The sequence below is a fragment of the Allobosea massiliensis genome (assembly GCF_042655245.1).
In the GTDB taxonomy this organism is placed as follows: Bacteria; Pseudomonadota; Alphaproteobacteria; order Rhizobiales; family Beijerinckiaceae; genus Allobosea; species Allobosea massiliensis.
Map to the genome: position 1 here is coordinate 78,795 of NZ_JBHSLU010000073.1, position 19,104 is coordinate 97,898.

Annotated in this window: 15 protein-coding genes and 1 pseudogene; 11 read left to right on the plus strand and 5 right to left on the minus strand. The window is 61.9% G+C overall.

All coding sequences use genetic code 11. The features are described from left to right. The first annotated feature begins 116 nt into the window (after window positions 1-116). Window positions 117-797, plus strand: coding sequence for a leucyl/phenylalanyl-tRNA--protein transferase (gene aat, locus ACFPN9_RS21870; protein WP_066734378.1), 681 nt, complete (start codon window positions 117-119; stop codon window positions 795-797). Between the two features lie 8 nt (window positions 798-805). Here aat and ACFPN9_RS21875 read toward each other — a convergent pair whose 3' ends face one another. From ACFPN9_RS21875 to ACFPN9_RS21885, 3 genes are all read right to left on the minus strand, one after another. Next, on the minus strand, window positions 806-1,453 hold the full coding sequence (locus ACFPN9_RS21875; protein ID WP_066734365.1) for a DUF2155 domain-containing protein: 648 nt from the start codon (window positions 1,451-1,453) through the stop codon (window positions 806-808). 113 nt (window positions 1,454-1,566) lie between these two features. Next, window positions 1,567-2,823 carry a glycosyltransferase gene (locus ACFPN9_RS21880; protein ID WP_066734362.1) on the minus strand — a complete coding sequence of 419 codons (1,257 nt, stop codon included), beginning with the start codon at window positions 2,821-2,823 and terminating at the stop codon, window positions 1,567-1,569. A 23-nt stretch (window positions 2,824-2,846) separates the two neighbouring features. Continuing rightward, window positions 2,847-3,257, minus strand: coding sequence for an NADH:ubiquinone oxidoreductase subunit NDUFA12 (locus ACFPN9_RS21885; protein ID WP_066734359.1), 411 nt, complete (start codon window positions 3,255-3,257; stop codon window positions 2,847-2,849). A gap of 763 nt (window positions 3,258-4,020) precedes the next feature. Here ACFPN9_RS21885 and ACFPN9_RS21890 point away from each other — a divergent pair. From ACFPN9_RS21890 to ACFPN9_RS21930, 9 genes are all read left to right on the plus strand, one after another. After that, the gene (locus tag ACFPN9_RS21890) at window positions 4,021-7,746 is read left to right on the plus strand and encodes a vitamin B12-dependent ribonucleotide reductase (protein WP_066734356.1); all 3,726 of its coding nucleotides are present in this window, start codon (window positions 4,021-4,023) and stop codon (window positions 7,744-7,746) included. Between the two features lie 276 nt (window positions 7,747-8,022). Then, window positions 8,023-9,204 carry a ComEC/Rec2 family competence protein gene (locus ACFPN9_RS21895; protein ID WP_377817584.1) on the plus strand — a complete coding sequence of 394 codons (1,182 nt, stop codon included), beginning with the start codon at window positions 8,023-8,025 and terminating at the stop codon, window positions 9,202-9,204. An 8-nt stretch (window positions 9,205-9,212) separates the two neighbouring features. Beyond that, entirely contained in the window at window positions 9,213-11,489 is a 2,277-nt protein-coding gene (locus tag ACFPN9_RS21900; protein ID WP_377817585.1) for a hypothetical protein, read from the plus strand. Continuing rightward, window positions 11,486-12,235, plus strand: coding sequence for a hypothetical protein (locus ACFPN9_RS21905; RefSeq protein ID WP_377817586.1), 750 nt, complete (start codon window positions 11,486-11,488; stop codon window positions 12,233-12,235). Before ACFPN9_RS21900 ends, ACFPN9_RS21905 begins: the two co-directional genes overlap by 4 nt. Window positions 12,236-12,305: 70 nt before the next feature. Next, window positions 12,306-13,361, plus strand: coding sequence for a restriction endonuclease (locus ACFPN9_RS21910; protein ID WP_377817587.1), 1,056 nt, complete (start codon window positions 12,306-12,308; stop codon window positions 13,359-13,361). Between the two features lie 201 nt (window positions 13,362-13,562). Continuing rightward, entirely contained in the window at window positions 13,563-13,955 is a 393-nt protein-coding gene (locus tag ACFPN9_RS21915; protein ID WP_377817588.1) for a hypothetical protein, read from the plus strand. Continuing rightward, the gene (locus ACFPN9_RS21920; protein ID WP_377817589.1) at window positions 13,865-14,422 is read left to right on the plus strand and encodes a helix-turn-helix domain-containing protein; all 558 of its coding nucleotides are present in this window, start codon (window positions 13,865-13,867) and stop codon (window positions 14,420-14,422) included. The genes ACFPN9_RS21915 and ACFPN9_RS21920 overlap by 91 nt, the downstream gene beginning before the upstream one ends. Window positions 14,423-14,459: 37 nt before the next feature. Further along, window positions 14,460-14,822, plus strand: coding sequence for a VOC family protein (locus ACFPN9_RS21925; protein ID WP_377817590.1), 363 nt, complete (start codon window positions 14,460-14,462; stop codon window positions 14,820-14,822). 295 nt (window positions 14,823-15,117) lie between these two features. Beyond that, window positions 15,118-16,491 carry a hypothetical protein gene (locus ACFPN9_RS21930; protein WP_377817591.1) on the plus strand — a complete coding sequence of 458 codons (1,374 nt, stop codon included), beginning with the start codon at window positions 15,118-15,120 and terminating at the stop codon, window positions 16,489-16,491. A gap of 20 nt (window positions 16,492-16,511) precedes the next feature. Here the strand turns inward: ACFPN9_RS21930 and dgt are convergent, their stop codons facing one another. Then, entirely contained in the window at window positions 16,512-17,888 is a 1,377-nt protein-coding gene (gene dgt, locus ACFPN9_RS21935; RefSeq protein ID WP_377817592.1) for a dGTP triphosphohydrolase, read from the minus strand. Beyond that, window positions 17,885-18,055 (minus strand): hypothetical protein, encoded by a 171-nt coding sequence (locus tag ACFPN9_RS21940; protein ID WP_377817593.1) that lies wholly within the window; start codon window positions 18,053-18,055, stop codon window positions 17,885-17,887. The genes dgt and ACFPN9_RS21940 overlap by 4 nt, the downstream gene beginning before the upstream one ends. 97 nt (window positions 18,056-18,152) lie before the next feature. Here ACFPN9_RS21940 and ACFPN9_RS21945 point away from each other — a divergent pair. Beyond that, window positions 18,153-19,104 (plus strand): annotated as a pseudogene (locus ACFPN9_RS21945) (hypothetical protein); the annotation flags it as partial.

A 19,104-nucleotide genomic window follows, 5' to 3' on the forward strand; every position in this document is an offset into this window, starting at 1 on the left:
GAGAGCTTCCTGCAACATCCTTCGAGACGCGCTCCGTCGGAGCGCTCCTCAGGATGAGGCTGAAGATCGTTGGACAGCCGTTTGACTCGCGCGCCCGCCCGCGCTCCCCTGCGCCCATGAAGGCCCGCTCCATTCCCGTGCGCACGCCCGAGATCACGCCGGAGATCATGCTGCGCGCCTATGCGGCCGGCATTTTCCCGATGGCGGAGACGGCCGATGACCCGAACCTGTTCTGGGTCGAGCCTGAAATGCGCGGCGTCATTCCGCTCGAGGGGTTTCACCTGTCGTCGCGGCTGGCGCGGACGGTGCGCTCGGAGCGCTTCGAGATCCGCGTCGACAGCGATTTCGAAGCTGTCATCGCGGCTTGCGCGGAGGCGCGGCCCGACCGGCCGGACACCTGGATCAACCGGCGCATCCGCGAGATTTTCGGCGCCCTCTACCGCATCGGCCATGTCCATACGGTCGAGTGCTGGCGCGAGGGGCAGCTCGTCGGCGGACTCTATGGCCTGGCCCTGGGCGGCGCCTTCTTCGGCGAGAGCATGTTCCACCGCGAGACCGACGCGTCGAAGGTCGCGCTGGTGCATCTCGTGGCACGGCTGCGTCTGGGCGGCTACCGGCTGCTCGACGCCCAGTTCCAGACCGCGCATCTCGCGCAATTCGGCACGCAGGAGGTGCCGCGGGCGGCTTACCGGCTGCTGCTCGATCGCGCGCTGTCGGCGCCGGGCGATGGTGCCGTCTGGGCGCCGGGATACGGAATCAGCGGCGCGCAGGCCGTCGCGAGTGTCGCTTCAGCCTGAGGGCAGCCTCAGTTCCCGCCGGTCGGGTCGCGGCCGGGATTGGTCGGGAAATAGCGCTGGGTCGGCGCTTGGCGCGGCGCGACCGGCACGCCTTGCGGCGGCGCTACGTCGATGCGCTGGCCGGGCGGCGGGACGACCGGCCCCGGTGCTCCCGGCGGCGGCAGGCCGGGCTGCTGGTTGACGTCGCGCGACGGAGTGCGCGGCCGGCGCGGCTCCTCCGGCACGGGCGCCTCCGGCTCCTTCGGATCGACGACGAGCTCGGTGCCACCTTTGCAGTCGGTCAGCCAGACATCGTAGATCGCATGCTCGACGCCGTGCAGGCCGGGGCTGGCGGCATACATCCAGCCGGTGAAGATGCGGCGGTATTCGTTGTTGAAGGTGACCTCGTCGACCTCGGTGAAGCTCGTGGTCTGCGGCGCCTCGGTCGGGGGGCGCGTCCAGCAGACACGCGGCGTGATCTGCAGCGCGCCGAACTGGACGGTCTCATCGACGGCGACCTCGAAGGAGATGATGCGGCCGGTGATCTTGTCGAGCCCGGCGAAGACGGCGGTCGGGTTGCGGATGCGGTCGGCCGCGGCCGGGCCGGTCAGGGCGAACGACAGAAGCGCGGTCGAAACCAGGCCGGCCAGGGCCGGAAAGCGGGGGGGCGACGGCATGGCTGTGTGGCGAATCTCTGCGGCAGCGGGGCCGGCCCGCGTCGGCGCGCAGTAACACGCCAATCGCAGCGGAAAAAGGGCGTTGCGGCGCAGGCCACCCGCGGCCGGGCGTTTCAGGCCCGGGACGCGTGCCACAGGGCGGTGCGGGCCGTAATGAATGCGATCGCATCGGCGACGCCGCGATCCCTGCGGATGGCTTCGCCGAGTCGGGCAGCCCGGCGGCGCATGTCCGCGTCGGCGGCGGCGGCGAAGGCCGAGGCGAGCGCGGCGACCGACAGGTTCCGGCGGTCGAGGCTGGGCGGGCCGACGCCCAGGGTCACGATCCTGCGCGCCCAGAACGGCTGGTCGCCGAAGAACGGGCAGATGATCGTCGGGATGCCAGCCCGCAACGAGGCGGCCGTCGTGCCGGCGCCGCCATGGTGCAGGCTCGCTGCGACATGGGGAAAGAGCCGGGCGTGCGGGGCGTCGTCGATGACGTGCACATGGGGCGCAGCCTCGCCTGCCATGAGCGCGCCTCCTCCCGTCGCCAGAAGCCCGCGGCGGCCGACCTTGGCCAGGGCCTCGACGACCATGGCCGTCAGCCGCTCCGGATCGAGACCCGGCATGCTGCCGAACCCAACATGGATTGGCGGTTCGCCGGCGGCGAGAAACCGCTCCAGCGCCGGGGGCGGCTGCCAGTCGCCGCCGTCCAGGAACCAGTTTCCGCAGACCAGGACATCGTCGCCCCAATCCCGGGGAACCGGCAGAAGATGGCGGCTGTACGCGTAGAGTGTGCCCGCGGAGGTCCTGCGGCCAGCGGGTGAGGACGGCAGCGCAAGGGTCTCGCAACGCCAGGCGCGGATCGTCCTGCCGAAGAGCATGGCGCCGGCCCGGATCGCCAGTTGATGGCTGAGGCGATTGAGCGGACCCAGCGAGCGCACTGGCAGGAGGGGGCTGGGAAAGGCGGCCGTCGGCGTGAAGCCCGGCAGAGGTGAAGCGAGAACCGCAGGAATGGACAGCCTCTCCGCCAGATGGGGGCTGGCGAGCGATTTGGGATGATGCAGGATCAGGTCTGGTGCGAAGGAGCGCACGACGTCCCATTCCCGGTCGAGCAGATGCCGCATCAGCGGCCGTATCCGGTGCAGCAGCTTCAGGCCCGCGCTGAAACCGCGCCCGCCGGCGATCGCGGCCTTGCCCTCGGGCGTGTCGATCAGCGCCAGCATGTCTCCCGGCAGCGGGGCGAAGGTGACCCCATGCGATCGCACGAAACCGGCGAACGCCTCGGGCGCGGCCAGCTGGACGTCATGGCCGGCGGAGAGAAGCCCGCATGCCAGCGCCACATAGGGTTGAACGTCGCCGCGCGAGCCCTGGGTCTGGATGGCGACCCGCATCGCCGGCGCTCAGGCCAACCGTGTCAGCGCCCCGGTGTCCAGGGCTCGTAGTCGCCGGTGGCGGCGGGGCGCTCGCCCTCCGACAGGATCGAGCCCTTGGGACGGTAGGCCAGCGCAGTACCCGTCCAGTTCTGCTGGTGCGGCTGCTGCCAGTCGCGCGGCTCGTAGCGCTCCTCGGAGGGGGCGACGTCGACCGTGTGCTGCAGCCAGCCCTTCCAGCCCGGCGGCACCTTCGACGCCTCGGCCTCGCCGCTGTAGATCACCCAGCGGCGCTGATAGCCGAGCGCCTTGTCCTTCACCCCGCCCTTGGTGCGGTAGTAGACATTGCCGAATTCGTCCTCGCCGACGCGCTCGCCGAAGCGCCAGGTGTGGAAGCGCGTGCCGATGGTCTGGCCGTTCCACCAGGTGAATATCTGCAGCAGCCAGTCTTTCATCGTGCTCGTCCCGCGAAAGGGGGCAGCGGCCGCGCGTGGCGCGAGCCGTCGTTGCGGCGACTTATGGCGTCGGCGTGAGGCCCTGTCCAGTGTCCACAGCTTTCGAGCGCGCGAACGCGCAGCGACCCGATTCGAGCGCCGCGGCCTCGCGGGACTGCACTGCGCCGCCCGCCGATTCGCATCGGTCGAGGGCTCGAAACGCCTGTGCACGCTGGCGCTTCGAGGCCGTTGCGGAGAACGCGTCGGACCTCGCAGCGTCGGTCATGGCAGGAAAGCAACAGGTAACCATGTTCTAGCGCATTCGAGCGATCGCACCGGGGATGCGAGGCTCTCCCGCACTCCGGCTCTCTTGCGATTCTTCGTGGAATCTCTGAGGCTTGCCGGGTGGCTTGAAAGTTATCCCCTGAGTTCACAGATAACCACTAGATGTCGTGCCTGCCTCGAAGACGGCGCACTAATCCTTGACGGAACGGTCCATCCGGGACTAGGTTTTGACAGTCGCGTGACGGCCGGCGGAGACGCCTTTCGATACCCGCGCCAAGAGTTTCCAGAGGGGTCGAGGCGGTTTTCGCGGCACACCGGCGACGGTGGCGCCGAGGGCGCGCGCGGCCTGTCTGGCCGCAACCGGACGAAGCAGGGCGGGACAGAACGCCTGCGCGTCCACGGGGCATCACAACCGAGTTGGGCTGACATCAGGAGCCGGTGATCAACCGGCCGCGCGAGGCGTGACCCGCCCGCGGCAAGCATCAGGGAATGACGGATCATGCGCATCGAGCGCCGCTACACCTCCGCCGGACAGTCGCCTTACGCCACGATTCCCTTCCGCTCGGCCGTGAGCGAGATCCGCAATCCCGACGGCTCGATCGTGTTTCGCCTCGAAGGCATCGAAGTGCCTGAGGCCTGGTCGCAGGTGGCGAGCGACGTGCTCGCGCAGAAGTATTTCCGCAAGGCCGGCGTGCCCGCGCGGCTGAAGAAGGTCGAGGAGAACGATGTCCCCTCCTTCCTCTGGCGCTCGGTCGCCGACGAGGCGGCGCTGGCCGCCCTGCCCGAGGGCGAGCGCTCCGGCTCGGAGATCTCGTCGAAGCAGGTCTTCGACCGTCTCGCCGGCTGCTGGACCTATTGGGGCTGGAAGGGCGGCTATTTCACCTCCGAGGAGGATGCCGCAGCCTTCCATGACGAGCTGCGCTTCATGCTCGCGACCCAGCGCGTCGCGCCGAACTCGCCGCAATGGTTCAACACCGGCCTGCACTGGGCCTATGGCATCGACGGGCCGAGCCAGGGCCATTTCTACGTCGACTACAAGACCGGCAAGCTGACCAAGTCGAAGTCGAGCTACGAGCATCCCCAGCCCCATGCCTGCTTCATCCAGGGTGTGCAGGACGACCTCGTCAACGAGGGCGGCATCATGGACCTCTGGGTCCGCGAGGCCCGGCTGTTCAAATACGGCTCGGGCACCGGCTCGAACTTCTCGATGCTGCGCGGCGAAGGCGAGAAGCTCGCCGGCGGCGGGCGCTCCTCGGGCCTGATGTCCTTCCTCAAGATCGGCGACCGCGCGGCCGGCGCGATCAAGTCGGGCGGCACGACGCGCCGCGCCGCCAAGATGGTCGTGGTCGATGTCGACCATCCCGACATCGAGACCTATATCGACTGGAAGGTGAAGGAGGAGCAGAAGGTCGCTGCGCTCGTCACCGGCTCCAAGACCGTCCAGAAGCACATGAAGGCCGTGCTCAAGGCCTGCGTGAACTGCGAGGGCGAAGGCGATTCCTGCTTCGATCCCGAGAAGAACCCGGCGCTGAAGCGCGAGATCAAGCTCGCCCGCAAGGCGCTGGTGCCGGACAACTACATCAAGCGCGTCATCCAGTTCGCCAGGCAGGGCTACAAGGAGATCCAGTTCGACATCTACGACACGGACTGGGATTCGGAGGCCTATCTAACCGTCTCGGGCCAGAACTCGAACAACTCGGTCTCGCTGACCGACGACTTCCTGCGCGCGGTCGAGACCGACGGCGACTGGAACCTGGTCGGCCGCACCACCGGCAAGGTGACCAAGACGCTCAAGGCCCGCGACCTCTGGGAGAAGATTGGCTACGCGGCCTGGGCCAGCGCCGATCCCGGCCTGCACTTCAACACGACGATGAACGACTGGCACACCTGCAAGGCGTCGGGCCGCATCCGCGCGTCCAATCCCTGCTCGGAGTACATGTTCCTCGACGACACCGCCTGCAATCTCGCCTCCGCCAATCTGCTGCAGTTCTACGACCGCCAGACCAAGGAATTCGACGTTGCGGCCTATGAGCATCTCTGCCGGCTCTGGACCGTCGTGCTCGAGATCTCGGTGACGATGGCGCAGTTCCCGTCCAAGGAGATCGCCGAACTCTCCTACGAGTACCGCACGCTCGGCCTCGGCTACGCCAATATCGGCGGCCTGCTGATGACCATGGGCCTCGGCTATGACAGCGACGAGGGCCGTGCGCTCGCCGGCGCGCTGACCGCGATCATGACCGGCGTCTCCTATGCGACCTCGGCCGAGATGGCGGGCGAGCTCGGCCCCTTCCCGGGCTACAAGAAGAACGCCAGCCACATGCTGCGCGTGATCCGCAACCACCGCACCGCCGCGCATGGCATGGCGAGCGGCTATGAGGGCCTCGAGGTCACGCCGGTCCCGCTCGATCACGGCACGCTGGCGCGCCTCGGCGGCTCGGCCACGCTGATGTCCGAGCGCGCCCGCATCGCCTGGGACGAGGCGCTCGCGCTCGGCGAGAAGCACGGCTACCGCAACGCCCAGGCGACCGTGATCGCGCCGACCGGCACGATCGGCCTGGTGATGGACTGCGACACCACCGGCATCGAGCCCGATTTCGCGCTGGTGAAGTTCAAGAAGCTGGCCGGCGGCGGCTATTTCAAGATCATCAACGGCGCCGTGCCGGACGCGCTGCGGGCGCTCGGCTATCGCGAGAGCGAGATCGCCGAGATCGAGGCCTATGCGGTCGGCCATGGCTCGCTGGCGCAGGCGCCGGGCGTGAACCACGGCTCGCTCAAGGCCAAGGGCTTCAGCCAGGACAAGATCGACGCGATCGAGAAGGACCTGAAGGCCGCCTTCGACATCAAGTTCGTCTTCAACAAATGGACGCTGGGCGAGGATTTCCTGACCCAGACGCTGAAGGTCCCGGCCGAGAAGCTCAACGACATGAGCTTCGAGCTGCTGCCCTTCCTCGGCTTCTCCAAGGCCGAGATCGAGGCTGCCAATGTCCATGTCTGCGGGGCGATGACGCTGGAGGGCGCGCCGCATCTCAAGACCGAGCATTACCCGGTCTTCGACTGCGCCAACCCCTGCGGCCGCATCGGCAAGCGCTATCTCTCGGTCGAGAGCCATATCCGCATGATGGCGGCGGCCCAGCCCTTCATCTCGGGCGCGATCTCCAAGACCATCAACATGCCCAACGACGCCACCGTCGAGGACTGCAAGAACGCCTATATGCTGTCCTGGAAGCTGGCGCTGAAGGCGAACGCCCTCTACCGCGACGGCTCGAAGCTCTCGCAGCCGCTGAACTCGGCGCTGATCAGCGACGAGGAGGACGAGGACGACGCGGTCGAGGCGCATTACCAGCAGCCGATGACGGCGCGGGCCACCCAGGTCGCGGAGAAGATCGTCGAGCGCATCGTCGAGAAGGTGGTGCGCGAGCGCGAGAAGATGCCCGCCCGCCGCACCGGCTACATCCAGAAGGCGGTCGTCGGCGGCCACAAGGTCTATGTCCACACCGGCGAATATGCGGATGGGCGCCTCGGCGAGATCTTCATCGACATGCACAAGGAAGGCGCCGCCTTCCGCGCGATGATGAACAATTTCGCCATCGCGGTCTCGCTCGGCCTGCAATATGGCGTGCCGCTGGAGGAATATGTCGAGGCCTTCACCTTCACGCGCTTCGAGCCCTCGGGCTTCGTGCAGGGCAACCAGTCGATCAAGAACGCGACCTCGATCCTCGACTATGTCTTCCGCGAGCTCGCGATCTCCTATCTCGGCCGGCACGACCTCGCCCATGTCGATCCGACCGAGATCGGCCATGACGTGATCGGCGGCGGCGTCGGCCAGGACAAGGCGCCGCAGACGACGACGCCCATCACCTCGAGCCCGCTCGCCTCGACCGGCTTCCGCCGCGGCAAGCCGATCAACTTCCACGCCATCCCGGGCGGCGCCGGTCTCGCGACCGGCACCGATGCGGTGGCGCGGGGCGGCTCGAACGTCACGGCCTTCGCGACCGCCGGCGCGACCGCGCTGAAGGAGGAGCCGGAGAGCTTCGGCGAGCCGGAGATGGCCAAGCTCGGCTTCGCCGCCCCCGCCGCCCAGCCCTCGGCATCAGAGCGCCGCGCCGAGGCGATCATGAAGGGTTATGTCGGCGACAGCTGCGGCGAATGCGGCAACTTCACGCTGGTCAGGAACGGGACGTGCTTGAAGTGCAACACGTGTGGCAGCACGACGGGGTGTTCGTGATCCCTTAAACAAAATAACCCCCTTGCGAAACCCCGAATGAATTGTCCTGAAGCGCAGGAAAAATCGAGAAATAACGTAGTGACAGACATCACTTAGACGATTTCCCGGACGGCAAAATCACCAGTTCGATCTGTCACGATGGACTGATTGAGTCGGACGGCGCCTGACGACAAGGACCACAGTTTGGCGGCGAGGCAGCGGACTGTCTTGCCGCCAAATCGCAGCAGGAACATTCGATGAACATTTTTTGAGAGCCCGAGGCTCTAGGAGCTATCAATGCCAGCGAAGTCTCTGCATTTTAAAGTCGGCAACGGCGACATGACGCTGGTCGAAACGGCGTCGGGCCGGAGGATCCTCGTCGACATCAATATCTGCGCGGCAGACGAGCCTACCGATGAACGTCCGGACATCCGTGAACAGTTGCGCGATCGGCTGGAGCGGGACCCGGAACATCGTCTGTATGTCGACGCTTTCCTGCTCACCCACCCCGACCAAGATCACTGCCGAGGACTCCGGGAGAACTTTCATCTCGGTCCGCTGAGCGATTGGTCCGAGGATGACGACAAGATCGTGATCCGGGAGATGTGGAGCTCACCCATCGTTTTCCGACGAGCTTCCAAGAATCATAAGCTCTGCGAAGACGCGAACGCATGGTGCTCGGAAGCGCGGAGGCGTGTCCGACTTTTTAAGTCGGGCACGACCATCTCCGACGGCGACCGCATTCTCATCCTGGGAGAGGACATCGACGGCAAGACCGATGACTTGACCTGGATTCTCGTGAAAACCGATGAGGTTTTTCGGAAGATCTGCGGGGTTTTCGACACCACGTTCCAGGCCACGCTCTTGGCGCCGATGCTAGCCACCGACGACGAGGAGGAAGAGTTACTTTCGAAAAACGAGTCGAGCGTTGTCTTGAATCTTTGGCTGGCGTCAGGGGGCTACCGAGACGCTGCCAAGTACCTCTTGGGCGGCGACGCCGAGGTGGCGATCTGGGAGAAGCTCTGGGACAGGCATCAGGATAAGCCTGTAGAGCTGGAATACGATCTCCTGCTGTCCCCCCATCACTGTTCGTGGCGCAGCCTATCCTGGGACAGTTGGTCCGAATTCGGAGAAGACGCGGAGGTTTCTCCGAAATCCCGCCTCGCGCTGAGCCAAACGCGAGCGGGAGCCACGGTTCTGGCAAGCAGCAAACCCATTGAGGACGATGACGATGACCCGCCGTGCATCCGCGCGAAGCGCGAGTACGAGGGGATCGTCGCCGAGGCTAGTGGCTCCTTCACCTGTCTCGCCGATGTGAGCGGTCCAGACCCCTATGAGCTGGAAGTAACAGCCGGCGGTCCGAGACCAGCCGAACGGAAGAAGGCGTCGGTTTTCGCGGCACCTTACATTGCCGGCGGCGCCGGCGCGGCCAGCGGAAGTTCGACGGCTCTCGGCTCCCAGCCGTTCAAGCACGGTTGAGGGCAGCCGTGGAACTGCGGGAACCCATCGCTCGCGCACTGCGACAGCTAGCCAACCATCCGCGGGTTACCGCGGTTGGTGCTCCGCGAGTTGCTGCCGGGGGCCACTGGGTTGTCGTCGACTTCGATACCAACCTTCCGAACAGATGGAAGGCGCAGGGCTACAGCGATAGCGGCGTGAAGGCGATCGAGCCAATCACCTTCGTTTTCACCAAATCCTACCCCGCGGACGCGCCGATTATCTTTCTCCGGGATGATTTCGATCGAAGTCACCCGCACATCCAGCCCGGGCACCCGTCCGTGCCTCCTGTGCCGTGCTATGTCGACGGCCAGACGCGGGAATTCATGCGATTGCAGGGCATTCGCGGAATTGCAGATCAGCTATCGCGCTGGCTGGAGAAGGCTGCGTTTGGCGCCCTCATTGGAGAGAATGATGAGTGGGAACCGACACGACGAGACAGCATCGATGATGTTGTGGTTTTCGACGCGGCCGCTGTTCGCCAGCTCCCCGGGCGAGATGCCGGAGCCGTCTTCGTCAGCTCCATCATCATCAAGGATGACGAGGTCGAGCCCAAGAGCGATCAACTGAGTATCTGGCTCGCTTCCGAGCAACTGACTCTGAATGAGAACGCATTTCGGTCGCTGGGGGCAAAGGGGGGAATCGCTCCCGCCCTAGGAATGATTGCATGGCCGGGGCGTACACCCTCGGGATCTCCTTTTGTCGCTGAGCATTATCGGCCGGAGACAGTCACGACGCTGGCGGAGCTCATCGAGCGCGCTGGAGAGCTCGGATGTCGCGACCCCTTGGTTGCGCAGCTCGACTTTTTGCGACGCCGAATCAATGGCCGCCCGCTTCGGCGATCTCTTTTTCTTTCGATCGTGCTTCTTGCTAGGAGACCGAAAACCGTCCTTGGGCAGGGGTCATTTTGGGAACTGTGTCCATATCTCATTGAAATCAGATCCGGAGACGATCTCGCGAACCGAAAGGCCATCCCGGTGCGAATGTTGCTGCACCGCGACCAAATCTCGGCGGTGCTGCTCAGGCGTGCGTCCGGCTTGACCGATGCTGGCGAACGCTCCTGGACCCTTCTTGGATGCGGAAGCGTCGGTTCGAAGCTGGCGGTTCATCTCGCACGCGAAGGTCGCGGACCGTCGACCCTCGTCGATCGAGACCGGCTGACCCCCCACAATTACGCTCGTCATGCTCTGCTACCGATGGGGGTGTCGGAAGGATTGGTGAGCTGTTCGAAGTCGGGACAGTTGATGGGCGCGCTGGAAGGGCTAGGCCAGAAGGCAAAGTCATTCGGTAGCGACATTGTAGCCGCTTCTCTGGCCGATGATCCTGCGCCGCGCGGCAAATGGTGGGGCGCCAGCGAAGCGTTCCTGGTCGATGCCACCGGGTCTCGCACGGTAACCGAGGTTCTATCCCTACCCACGGTCATCCAAGAGCGGCCACGCGCCATCGAGGCCAGTCTTCTGGGAGGCGGCAAGATCGGCTTCATGGGCATCGAAGGCCCGAAGAGCAATCCGTCGCTGCTTGACCTGACCATCGAAGGGTACCGGCAAATGGGTGCCGATCCTGTGGCACGCGAAGCCGCCTTCGGGCACGAGGCGCAGATAATCACTGTCGGACAGGGGTGTTCGTCGGTTACGTCAGCTATGCCCGACAGCCTTCTTGGCGCTCTGACGGCGCCGATGGCGTTGGAGCTAGGCCGACTGCACCGTGATGGCCTTCCATCCGACGCTGGTACTTTGCTTCTCGGGACGTTTGCGTCCGACGGGCTTTCCTTGAACTGGAACAGGACGCGGATCGAGCCTTTCCTCCAAGTGGGCGAGAACGGAGTGACGCGCACGGTTCGACTGAGTCCCCGCGTCGTCGAACTGATCGACCGCGATATCGCTCTGCGGCCGGGCGTTGAAACAGGCGGCGTTGTGATGGGGCGATACTCAGAGATCGGCGACGTTTTTCACGTGGTCGATATCCTGCCAACTCCGTCCGACAGCAAGTTCAGCGCGTCCGAGTTCGAGCTCGGCGTGATGGGCCTTTCGGAGGCCCTTGGAGCATCGTCCAATCTCTATCGTGGCGCGATTTATCCAATCGGAACCTGGCACAACCATCTGACCGACAGCGGTCCCTCCCGGACAGATGTGATGACCGCTGTCAACTTGGCTCTCGCGCAGCTTTTCCCCGTGCTGATGTTGATCCGCACGCCGAGCCGCTTTCGCTTCTTGTCTCTGGAAGGTGACCTGGAAAGCCTTCAACCAAGAAGGAGTTCGGCAGCGTGATAGGCCTCGTCGACCGCTACACACTCCTTGCCCGGGTGGGGCCTGCCGTATTGGTGGGCATGGCGGCTTGCCTCGCAGTGACGGCTTGGATTCCTTTCGCGGAGTGGCCGTTCAAGCTTGCCGCTGGCAGCACGGCAATCGCGATCGTTTCGATGGTCCTCGGCCAGTTGGTGCGGGATGCTGGAAAGGCCATCGAGAAGCCCTTGTGGACCAAATGGGGTGGATCGCCTACGGCGCGGATGCTGCGGCATCGCGACGAAACCGTTCGACCAGGCTTAAAAGCGTCCCTCCATGCCCGGATGGTCGAGCTGGGCTTTGTTGAACGGATGCCCACTAAACAGGAAGAAGACGAGGATCCGGCTGGCGCCGAACTGCTCTACGAGACCTGTTCTGATCGCCTACGCAACAAGGCGCTGGAGTTGAAGACCAAGTCGCCTTTCGACGTTGTCCATCAGGAGAATATTTCCTACGGATTCCGCCGCAACCTGCTCGGAATCAGGGCCTACGCGCTTTGCATTGTCACGGCCGCCCTTCTCGGTGCTGCGACCGCATTTCTTTTTGGGCGGCATCCATACCTCGAGGCCGGGGGCATTATCGTGATCGCCGCCGCGATCCTGGCAAGCGCCAATGAAAGTGCACTGAAGAGAACCGCAGAAAACTATTCGGAGCGGCTGCTCAACGCGGTCGATGCGATACCCCAACAGGCTCGAACACCAGCAGCGCGTAGAGAGAGGCGTTCGAAATAAAGCTGGAAGCGCTCGATTGCATGACTTCGCGGCCTGTTGCACTCGTCGAGGAACAAGGAGCCAGTTCGGTATGCCCCCCGCGTGGAGCAAATATCAAAACGACACTGCTGAAGTTTTCGAGTCGATGGGGTTTTCAGTATATGTAGAGGCAAATGTTCAGGGGGCTAGGGCGCGACATAAGATTGATGTTTCCGCTCGGTCGACCATCGCTGGCGTATCGATTCATTGGATCGTCGAGTGCAAGCATTGGCGATCAGCGGTTCGCAAGGAACAAGTCATGACGCTCTCGCAAATTGCGCAGGACGTCGGCGCCGACCGCGCATTCTTATTGTCGGAGAGCGGCTTTCAGTCTGGCGCAATCGAGGCTTCTCGCCAAACGAATGTAACCCTGACCAGCCTAAGCGATCTGTCGGCCTCCGCGAGCAACGATATCAACCTTCATCGGTTGAGAGGCTTGCTTGGCATCAAACGTGGGCTCGAAGATGGGCTTCGCAACCACCTATACGACGCTCAAGGTCGATCGGTGTCGGTCATGGTCGTCGATATGGATGAACTAACCGCCCTGCTGAATGCCTGCTTCGACATGGGCTTAGCCATCGATAAGGCAATCGCCGGGCACTTCCCAATTGTTCTCAGCGCCATGCTGGACAGGGAATCAGACGCCCGATTTTTCGAGTCTCGGCAACTTATCGCTCATCTGGAATCGCGAGTTGAGCGGATTGAACGTCGAGCCGACGCGGTAGACGCAGGCGTTAGGATGCGCAGAGAGCAGATCCTCTCCGGAGCCAATCAGTTGGTCGCAGAGGTCGGTGAGCTCATCAGATGTGTCGATGCCGTGATGTCCCTCGCAGATGACACTGAGCGCCGCGATGAGGCTCTCCGCGCGGGCTTAGCGTCGATGCGTCGGATCGGTAAATTCTCGGAGATCTTAAGGCACCGTCTCAGGAATGACCTTCAGCATCAGCACCAAATTTTGATGCGTTTGCTGTTCGACGGCGTCTACGTCGCGCTCGCTGCACCTCATATTCATATGGCGGGATGGACGGCCATGGCCGCCCGAACCACTGATCAAGCGAGCGCGTTCGCTGACGCCGTCAACGCTGAGCGCCGTGCCGCAACGACCTAATCTATCTCATGCAGGGAGTTGATAGCGCCAGACAAACGGGCAAAAGCGAGACGCACCGTTCCAACCGAGACGAATGCCACCACAGCTTGGTTTTGCGGCTATCCGCATTTTATGAAGGAACCCGGTGGTAGAAAGCCGAACATTGTTGGTTGACCAACGTTCTAAAAATATGTCATTGAAGCTATATGATATGGATGTTATATGATTGGCAAAGCGCAGCGAACTGAGATTTTTCTGTCCCGATTGGAAGCTGCGGTGCCTTGCTCGTCAGCGAGCGAAGCTTTGGAGCTGCTGGCTGAGACTCTGGCTGCAGTGGAGGATGAGTTCACGATTATCCCGAACAATCCCCATCTTTGGGAAAGTGATGGTCGGCTGTATCCCCCACGGGAAGACAGCCGGAGAGAGGTCGAAGGCCATGACGATATCGTGCGCTATCGAAGCCGGAAGCACAGCACACTGATCGCCTCCAACGGCGCAATTAAGATCGTGAAAGGATTCGAAACATGTCTGGACAAACCAGGGAGCGACGGGTTGACGATCAGCGAGAAAATGGACGTCGACACATCCAGAGATTTATCCAAAGCCTTGCGCTGACCGGCGCCAGACATTCAATCGACGAGCCTGCTGATCCAAACGGCGAGTGGTGGGTCGATCTAGAATATCGTGACTTTCAGGCAAACGTTAGTTGGAGATTAGATCGGGGATTCGGCGTTTTTACGTCCGATGATGATTCCTATGGCTCGCGGCCAGACGAACTCTACCGCAACCCTGATTTGGCAGCCAAGCGATTGAATCAATTGATCAAACGCACAGCCAAACAACAGTCCGCAATGACGCTTAAAGAGGTTCGAAACCTTCTCGATCAATCACAGAAAACTGTCGCCGATAGGCTAAAAAAGGATCAGGGTTTTATTTCTAGATTGGAAAATCAGGATGACGCACTGATGAGTACTGTGAAAGAATACATAGAAGCGTTGGGCGGAGAAGTTCGTGTTGTCGTTCGCTTTAATGAATTTGAGGCCCCCGTTGATTTGACGACGCGCTTCCCTAACGCTGCCTAATACAAAACTAGCCGAGAGTGCTGCAGGAGGCCCCGCGATGCTTTTGAACCTGCTGGTTATTCGCGCCCGCGATGTTGATGCCTTGGGGCGTTTCTATTCCTCACTTGGCATGACATTTTTGCGCGAGCGTCATGGAAATGGGCCCGACCATTTGGCTTGCTCGATGGGCGGAACGACGATCGAACTTTATCCGTCCGAAGGAACGACGCCTCCTCAGATGCGGCTGGGGTTTCGCGTAGATGACGTCGCCTCAAGCTTCATGGAAGCCCTTGCGCGCGGGGCTCAATCTGTATCGTCACCACGGATGAGCCAGTGGGGGGAGCGCGCTGTCATCCGGGATCCAGAAGGCAATACGGTAGAGCTTATACGACCAGCCGAGCGCGAGCTCCATGCCGCTTGATTTAGAATCCTCAGCGGAAGCGCTGAAGGCTTCTGAGTGGTTCCTGCGGAAATAGCAGAGGTGCCAAACGTGTCCTGAGGACCGAGCACTGATCTCGTCATAGGCTGGTACGTTCATCACAGAGCCCAGCTGAACGGAGCCGGCAGCTGAGCGCGTGATCGCTCATTGTTTCTCACAACGCCGCGCCAGGCATCTTCCACGGTATTCTGGTCAGAGGCGCTTACATCCGCGCGAACAAACCTCTATCGACCGGATCGAGCTGATCAAGCCGCTCGGTACTTAGACCGGAATGCAGATGCCATTGCAAAAAGACCAAATCCTCGATGCCGTGGCGCGCTTTGGAAACGTTGCCCAGTTCGTCAGCTTTCGTCCGGATGCCGGCGGTTTCGTTCAAACCTACTCCCGGATCGCGGGATTTCCCGACAACGCCAAATTTGATTCCGCCGACGATGCAGTCGGTTGCCTTTTGCTCGCGTCCGCAGACCGAAAGGTCAACGTTCGCAGCTATGCGCCCAACGGAGTTCGCAGCCGCGAGTTCATCTACGGTCTGAAGAGCACCGATGCTGTCCTGCAGGCACTCGGGCGCCTCGCCGCCCAAGGGCTGCACACGATCGTCAACGAGACAATCGATGTCTCGGACGGTGGCGTATCAGGGGTATTGCAGGGCGAAATGGTCGAGTTTGCTCCGGATGATACGCCTCGTTGTGTCGAAAAGCCCGGAGTTGCTGCACTTCCGATCCAACTTGCCCTCCCCCTATTCCGAACGATTTACGGCTTTGAGCCGGACTGGCAATGGGCGCCAGGCCTTCGACTTGAATTCAGCATCCATCCCAAACCGCGTGGCTATCAGCATTCGCATACGGTCATATGGGAGCGCGAAGAGAATGTCCCAGGCGCACCGGTGGCCCGGCCTGCTTGGCCCAACAGGTTCAGTCGGCACATTGGCGACAAGGCCTACGGTCTGCTGATCGCTCATTTGCTAGGCCAACCCGTTCCCAAGACGCTAGTCGTCGGCCGCCGTATCGCGCCATTTTCGTTTGGACAGGAAACCGGCTCCCTTGAAGTCTGGACCAGAACGTGTCCCCAAGAACCTCAGCCGGGGCTCTATTCGACCGTCAAGGGCTGGACTGATCCCTTTCGCCTTCTTGCCTCCGAAGATCCGGAGCATAGGACGATAGCGTCCGTGTTGTGCCAAGCGGCGGTTCGCGCTCGCTATTCCGGGGCCGCTGTCGCGGGGCGGGACGGCCAGTTGCTCATCGAAGGACGCCAAGGCGAAGGCGATCGCTTTATGCTGGGGCTAGAAGCCCCCGAGCAACTTCCCAGAACGATCGTCGAAAGCGTCCATGCGGCGAACGAGCAGATCATAAAGCAATTGGGTCCGGTCCGTTTTGAGTGGGTTCATGACGGAGACCGCTTATGGATCGTGCAGTTGCATTGCGGTGCGACATCGACCATGAGCGGCGTCATTGTTCCGGGAGAGCCAGCCGGGTGGGTGGACTTCAAAGTCGCCGACGGCATCGACCGGTTGCGAGCAATTGTGGCTGAGCTACCGGCCGGAGCTGGTATCAGGGTCGTTGGCGATGTCGGCCTGACAAGCCACATCGCCGACCTATTAAGGAAGTCCGGCCGGCCTGCCGTGGTGGCTCCCACGGCACCGGAGCGTCCGTAAGCGCACCGCTTTCGGAACCTTCAGATGGGCTTCCACATGCTCTGAGGGTTGTCCGAAGCAAGCCTCCCATAAAACTCCAGCGCGTATCGGTCGGTCATTCCCGCGACGAAGTCACAGACGATGCGCATGCGCAAAGCCTCGTCGTCGTTGGCAGCTTCATAGCGCGTGCGGACATCCAGAGGCATCAAAAGTGCGCCGTTCTTCTTATGCGCGAGTGCCTCGAAGATACCTTTTACCACCTCGAAGCCCCGATATTCGGCCAACTTTACTCGCGACGAATAAATCGTCGAAAGTCGAGTGTACCATTTTAGAACTTCGACTTTTTTCCTCTGGTCGTCCGACAGTCTTGGCTTGGATAACATTGGAAATTCCTTGTCCGGCTCAACTTCCACGGCCAAGATTGCTTCGTGGACGAGGGCCGACGACAGCTTCGTCCTCAGGTTCGATGAATTGGCCAGTTTCCGAGAGCTTCGATACCAGTCGACGTAGAGTTCGGACTTTGTATCGGCATCCGCACCTTCAGGAATCTCAGGCGGAGCAAAAATATCCTGAAAGACTGCCATGACCTCAGCCTTCGAAAAGGCGAAACCGAGCTCTTCACCGACTTTCTCGGCGACTTGAGAAAGCAAGCCGTCTGCAGACGCTAAAATTTCCGCAGGCGTCAGGAACCCAGCTTTGAGACAGTCCTCCAGATCATACGTCGAGTATGCGATGTCATCGGCGAGATCCATGATCACGCATTCGAGCGTCTTGAACTTTCCGGGCCGAAAAGCTGGATCACCGGCTACCGCCTCTTTTATTTTCCGAACCAGAGCGGTCTCGGTCTCATAATAGCCCTTAGCGACTTTTGATCCGCCCGGCCGCTCGGCGGGTATCATCTCATCATACTTCAGAACCGCCGCCAGCGTCCGATAGGCGAGATTCAGCCCGTAGCATTTCTCGCTCTCGTCGATGACCTTGCGCTCCAGCCGACTGACGATGCGTAGGGTCTGAGCGTTTCCTTCGAAGCCGCCATGGCGCAGCATCATCTCGTCGAGCGCGCGCTCGCCATTATGCCCGAATGGTGGATGACCAAGGTCGTGAATGAGCGACGCGGCAGCCACGAGGCGCGGCTCGATCCGATTTTGCTGCTGCTTGAAAAAGTCGTGCTCGTGGTTGAGCCGCTCGACGATTCCCTCGGCGATCTGTGCGACCTCGAGGCTGTGCGTCAGGCGGCTTCGGAAAAAATCGCTCTCGTGGCCAGGAAAGACCTGGGTCTTGCCTTGCAAGCGACGGAAGCTAGCTGAGTGGATTATGCGACCGTAGTCGCGAGAGTACGCAGAACGCCACGGATCGGAGTGCGCTCCGTCTTCATATTCCCGCTTCTGGTCGCTTTCGGAATAGACAGGTCGCGTCAACGGCGGCCCGCGATCTCTTTCCCAATTTCCCCCTGCGAAGTGTCTTTCACGACAGATTTCACAGCCTTCTCCGCCTCGCGCTGCGCGCGCAGCTTCAGCGCCTCGCGATACGTTCCAGACTGCTTCTCCGCCATTTTGAAGGCTTCGAGGACTGCTGCGTATGCCATGACGTTCTCCCGAGTCGAGGAACACGATATGAATCAAAGGGGGCGATTTTAGCAATGGCTCGCCGGTGGTTCGCAGAATTAAATCTGCATCGCGTTAATGAACGCCTTCGCGCTGTCACTTTTGGACAGTCGCATTTTCGAACACGCGCTTCGGAATTCCCAAGGAAGCGAAGACCCCTCCCTATCGGGCATTAGAACGCATAATTCGAAGCAATGCGTTGACCGCGTCCCGGAAGTCTGCGGATTGCGATGCGGCGAGCCCGACAGCGCCAATCCACCCCGCATCCAAGCCCGCAAGCTCCATCGTCAAATCAGCAATTCGCCGGCGAAGTTTGGCACCCGGCAAATGCAGGCCGTTAGCAAGTTTCGAAAAGTGCCCCTGACTTATGCGCAATTTCTCCGCCAGGTCGGCTTGCGCCAGTCCCCTTATCCGCCCCAATCGGACGAGCTCGTCGAGAGGATTTCTGTCGGACATTGTTCATTTGTTCAATGCATAATAACGCATATAACTCGATACGAAGATGCGATTGCAAGAGAGCAGACGATGCAAACGATGCACACGCTTGTGGGCGACCGCTCCTTGGTGCTCGAAATGCCGCGGCCTGACGAGTGGCTCATGCCAGGAATTCGGTGGGGCCGTTTCGAGGAACTCTTCACCGCAGCTTATTGGCACGGCCAGGCTTGGCAGGCGCGGGTGCATGACCACTACAGCCAGCTCAAACTGGGACGCACCCTGACCGAGGAGGTCGCGGCGTGCTTGCTGGGCGGTTATGGCATGAAAGCTGAGATCGGGTTGGCTGCCTATCGGAGGATCCGAGATCTCGGAATGCTGCGCCCGGACGTAGGAGCAGCGGCTCTCGAACGCGTTTTGAGCGAACCGATGACTGTCCAAGGCCGTTCTGTTCGCTATCGCTTCCCTCAACAGAAGGCTCGATATCTCGCAAGCTGCTGCAGATTCCGACGCGACCGGCCGGGTAATCCAATAATTAACCGGCCACTGTTCCGAGAATTAACCGGTCGGGATTCCGAGAATTATCCGGCCAGGGCGG

What these genes read in the sequence shown, in the direction of transcription:
- aat (WP_066734378.1), top strand. Translation starts at nt 117, where the DNA reads ATGAAGGCCCGCTCCATTCCCGTGCGCACGCCCGAGATCACGCCGGAG.
- ACFPN9_RS21875 (WP_066734365.1), bottom strand. Translation starts at nt 1,453, where the DNA reads ATGCCGTCGCCCCCCCGCTTTCCGGCCCTGGCCGGCCTGGTTTCGACC.
- ACFPN9_RS21880 (WP_066734362.1), bottom strand. Translation starts at nt 2,823, where the DNA reads ATGCGGGTCGCCATCCAGACCCAGGGCTCGCGCGGCGACGTTCAACCC.
- ACFPN9_RS21885 (WP_066734359.1), bottom strand. Translation starts at nt 3,257, where the DNA reads ATGAAAGACTGGCTGCTGCAGATATTCACCTGGTGGAACGGCCAGACC.
- ACFPN9_RS21890 (WP_066734356.1), top strand. Translation starts at nt 4,021, where the DNA reads ATGCGCATCGAGCGCCGCTACACCTCCGCCGGACAGTCGCCTTACGCC.
- ACFPN9_RS21895 (WP_377817584.1), top strand. Translation starts at nt 8,023, where the DNA reads ATGCCAGCGAAGTCTCTGCATTTTAAAGTCGGCAACGGCGACATGACG.
- ACFPN9_RS21910 (WP_377817587.1), top strand. Translation starts at nt 12,306, where the DNA reads ATGCCCCCCGCGTGGAGCAAATATCAAAACGACACTGCTGAAGTTTTC.
- ACFPN9_RS21915 (WP_377817588.1), top strand. Translation starts at nt 13,563, where the DNA reads ATGATTGGCAAAGCGCAGCGAACTGAGATTTTTCTGTCCCGATTGGAA.
- ACFPN9_RS21920 (WP_377817589.1), top strand. Translation starts at nt 13,865, where the DNA reads ATGTCTGGACAAACCAGGGAGCGACGGGTTGACGATCAGCGAGAAAAT.
- ACFPN9_RS21925 (WP_377817590.1), top strand. Translation starts at nt 14,460, where the DNA reads ATGCTTTTGAACCTGCTGGTTATTCGCGCCCGCGATGTTGATGCCTTG.
- ACFPN9_RS21930 (WP_377817591.1), top strand. Translation starts at nt 15,118, where the DNA reads ATGCCATTGCAAAAAGACCAAATCCTCGATGCCGTGGCGCGCTTTGGA.
- ACFPN9_RS21940 (WP_377817593.1), bottom strand. Translation starts at nt 18,055, where the DNA reads ATGGCATACGCAGCAGTCCTCGAAGCCTTCAAAATGGCGGAGAAGCAG.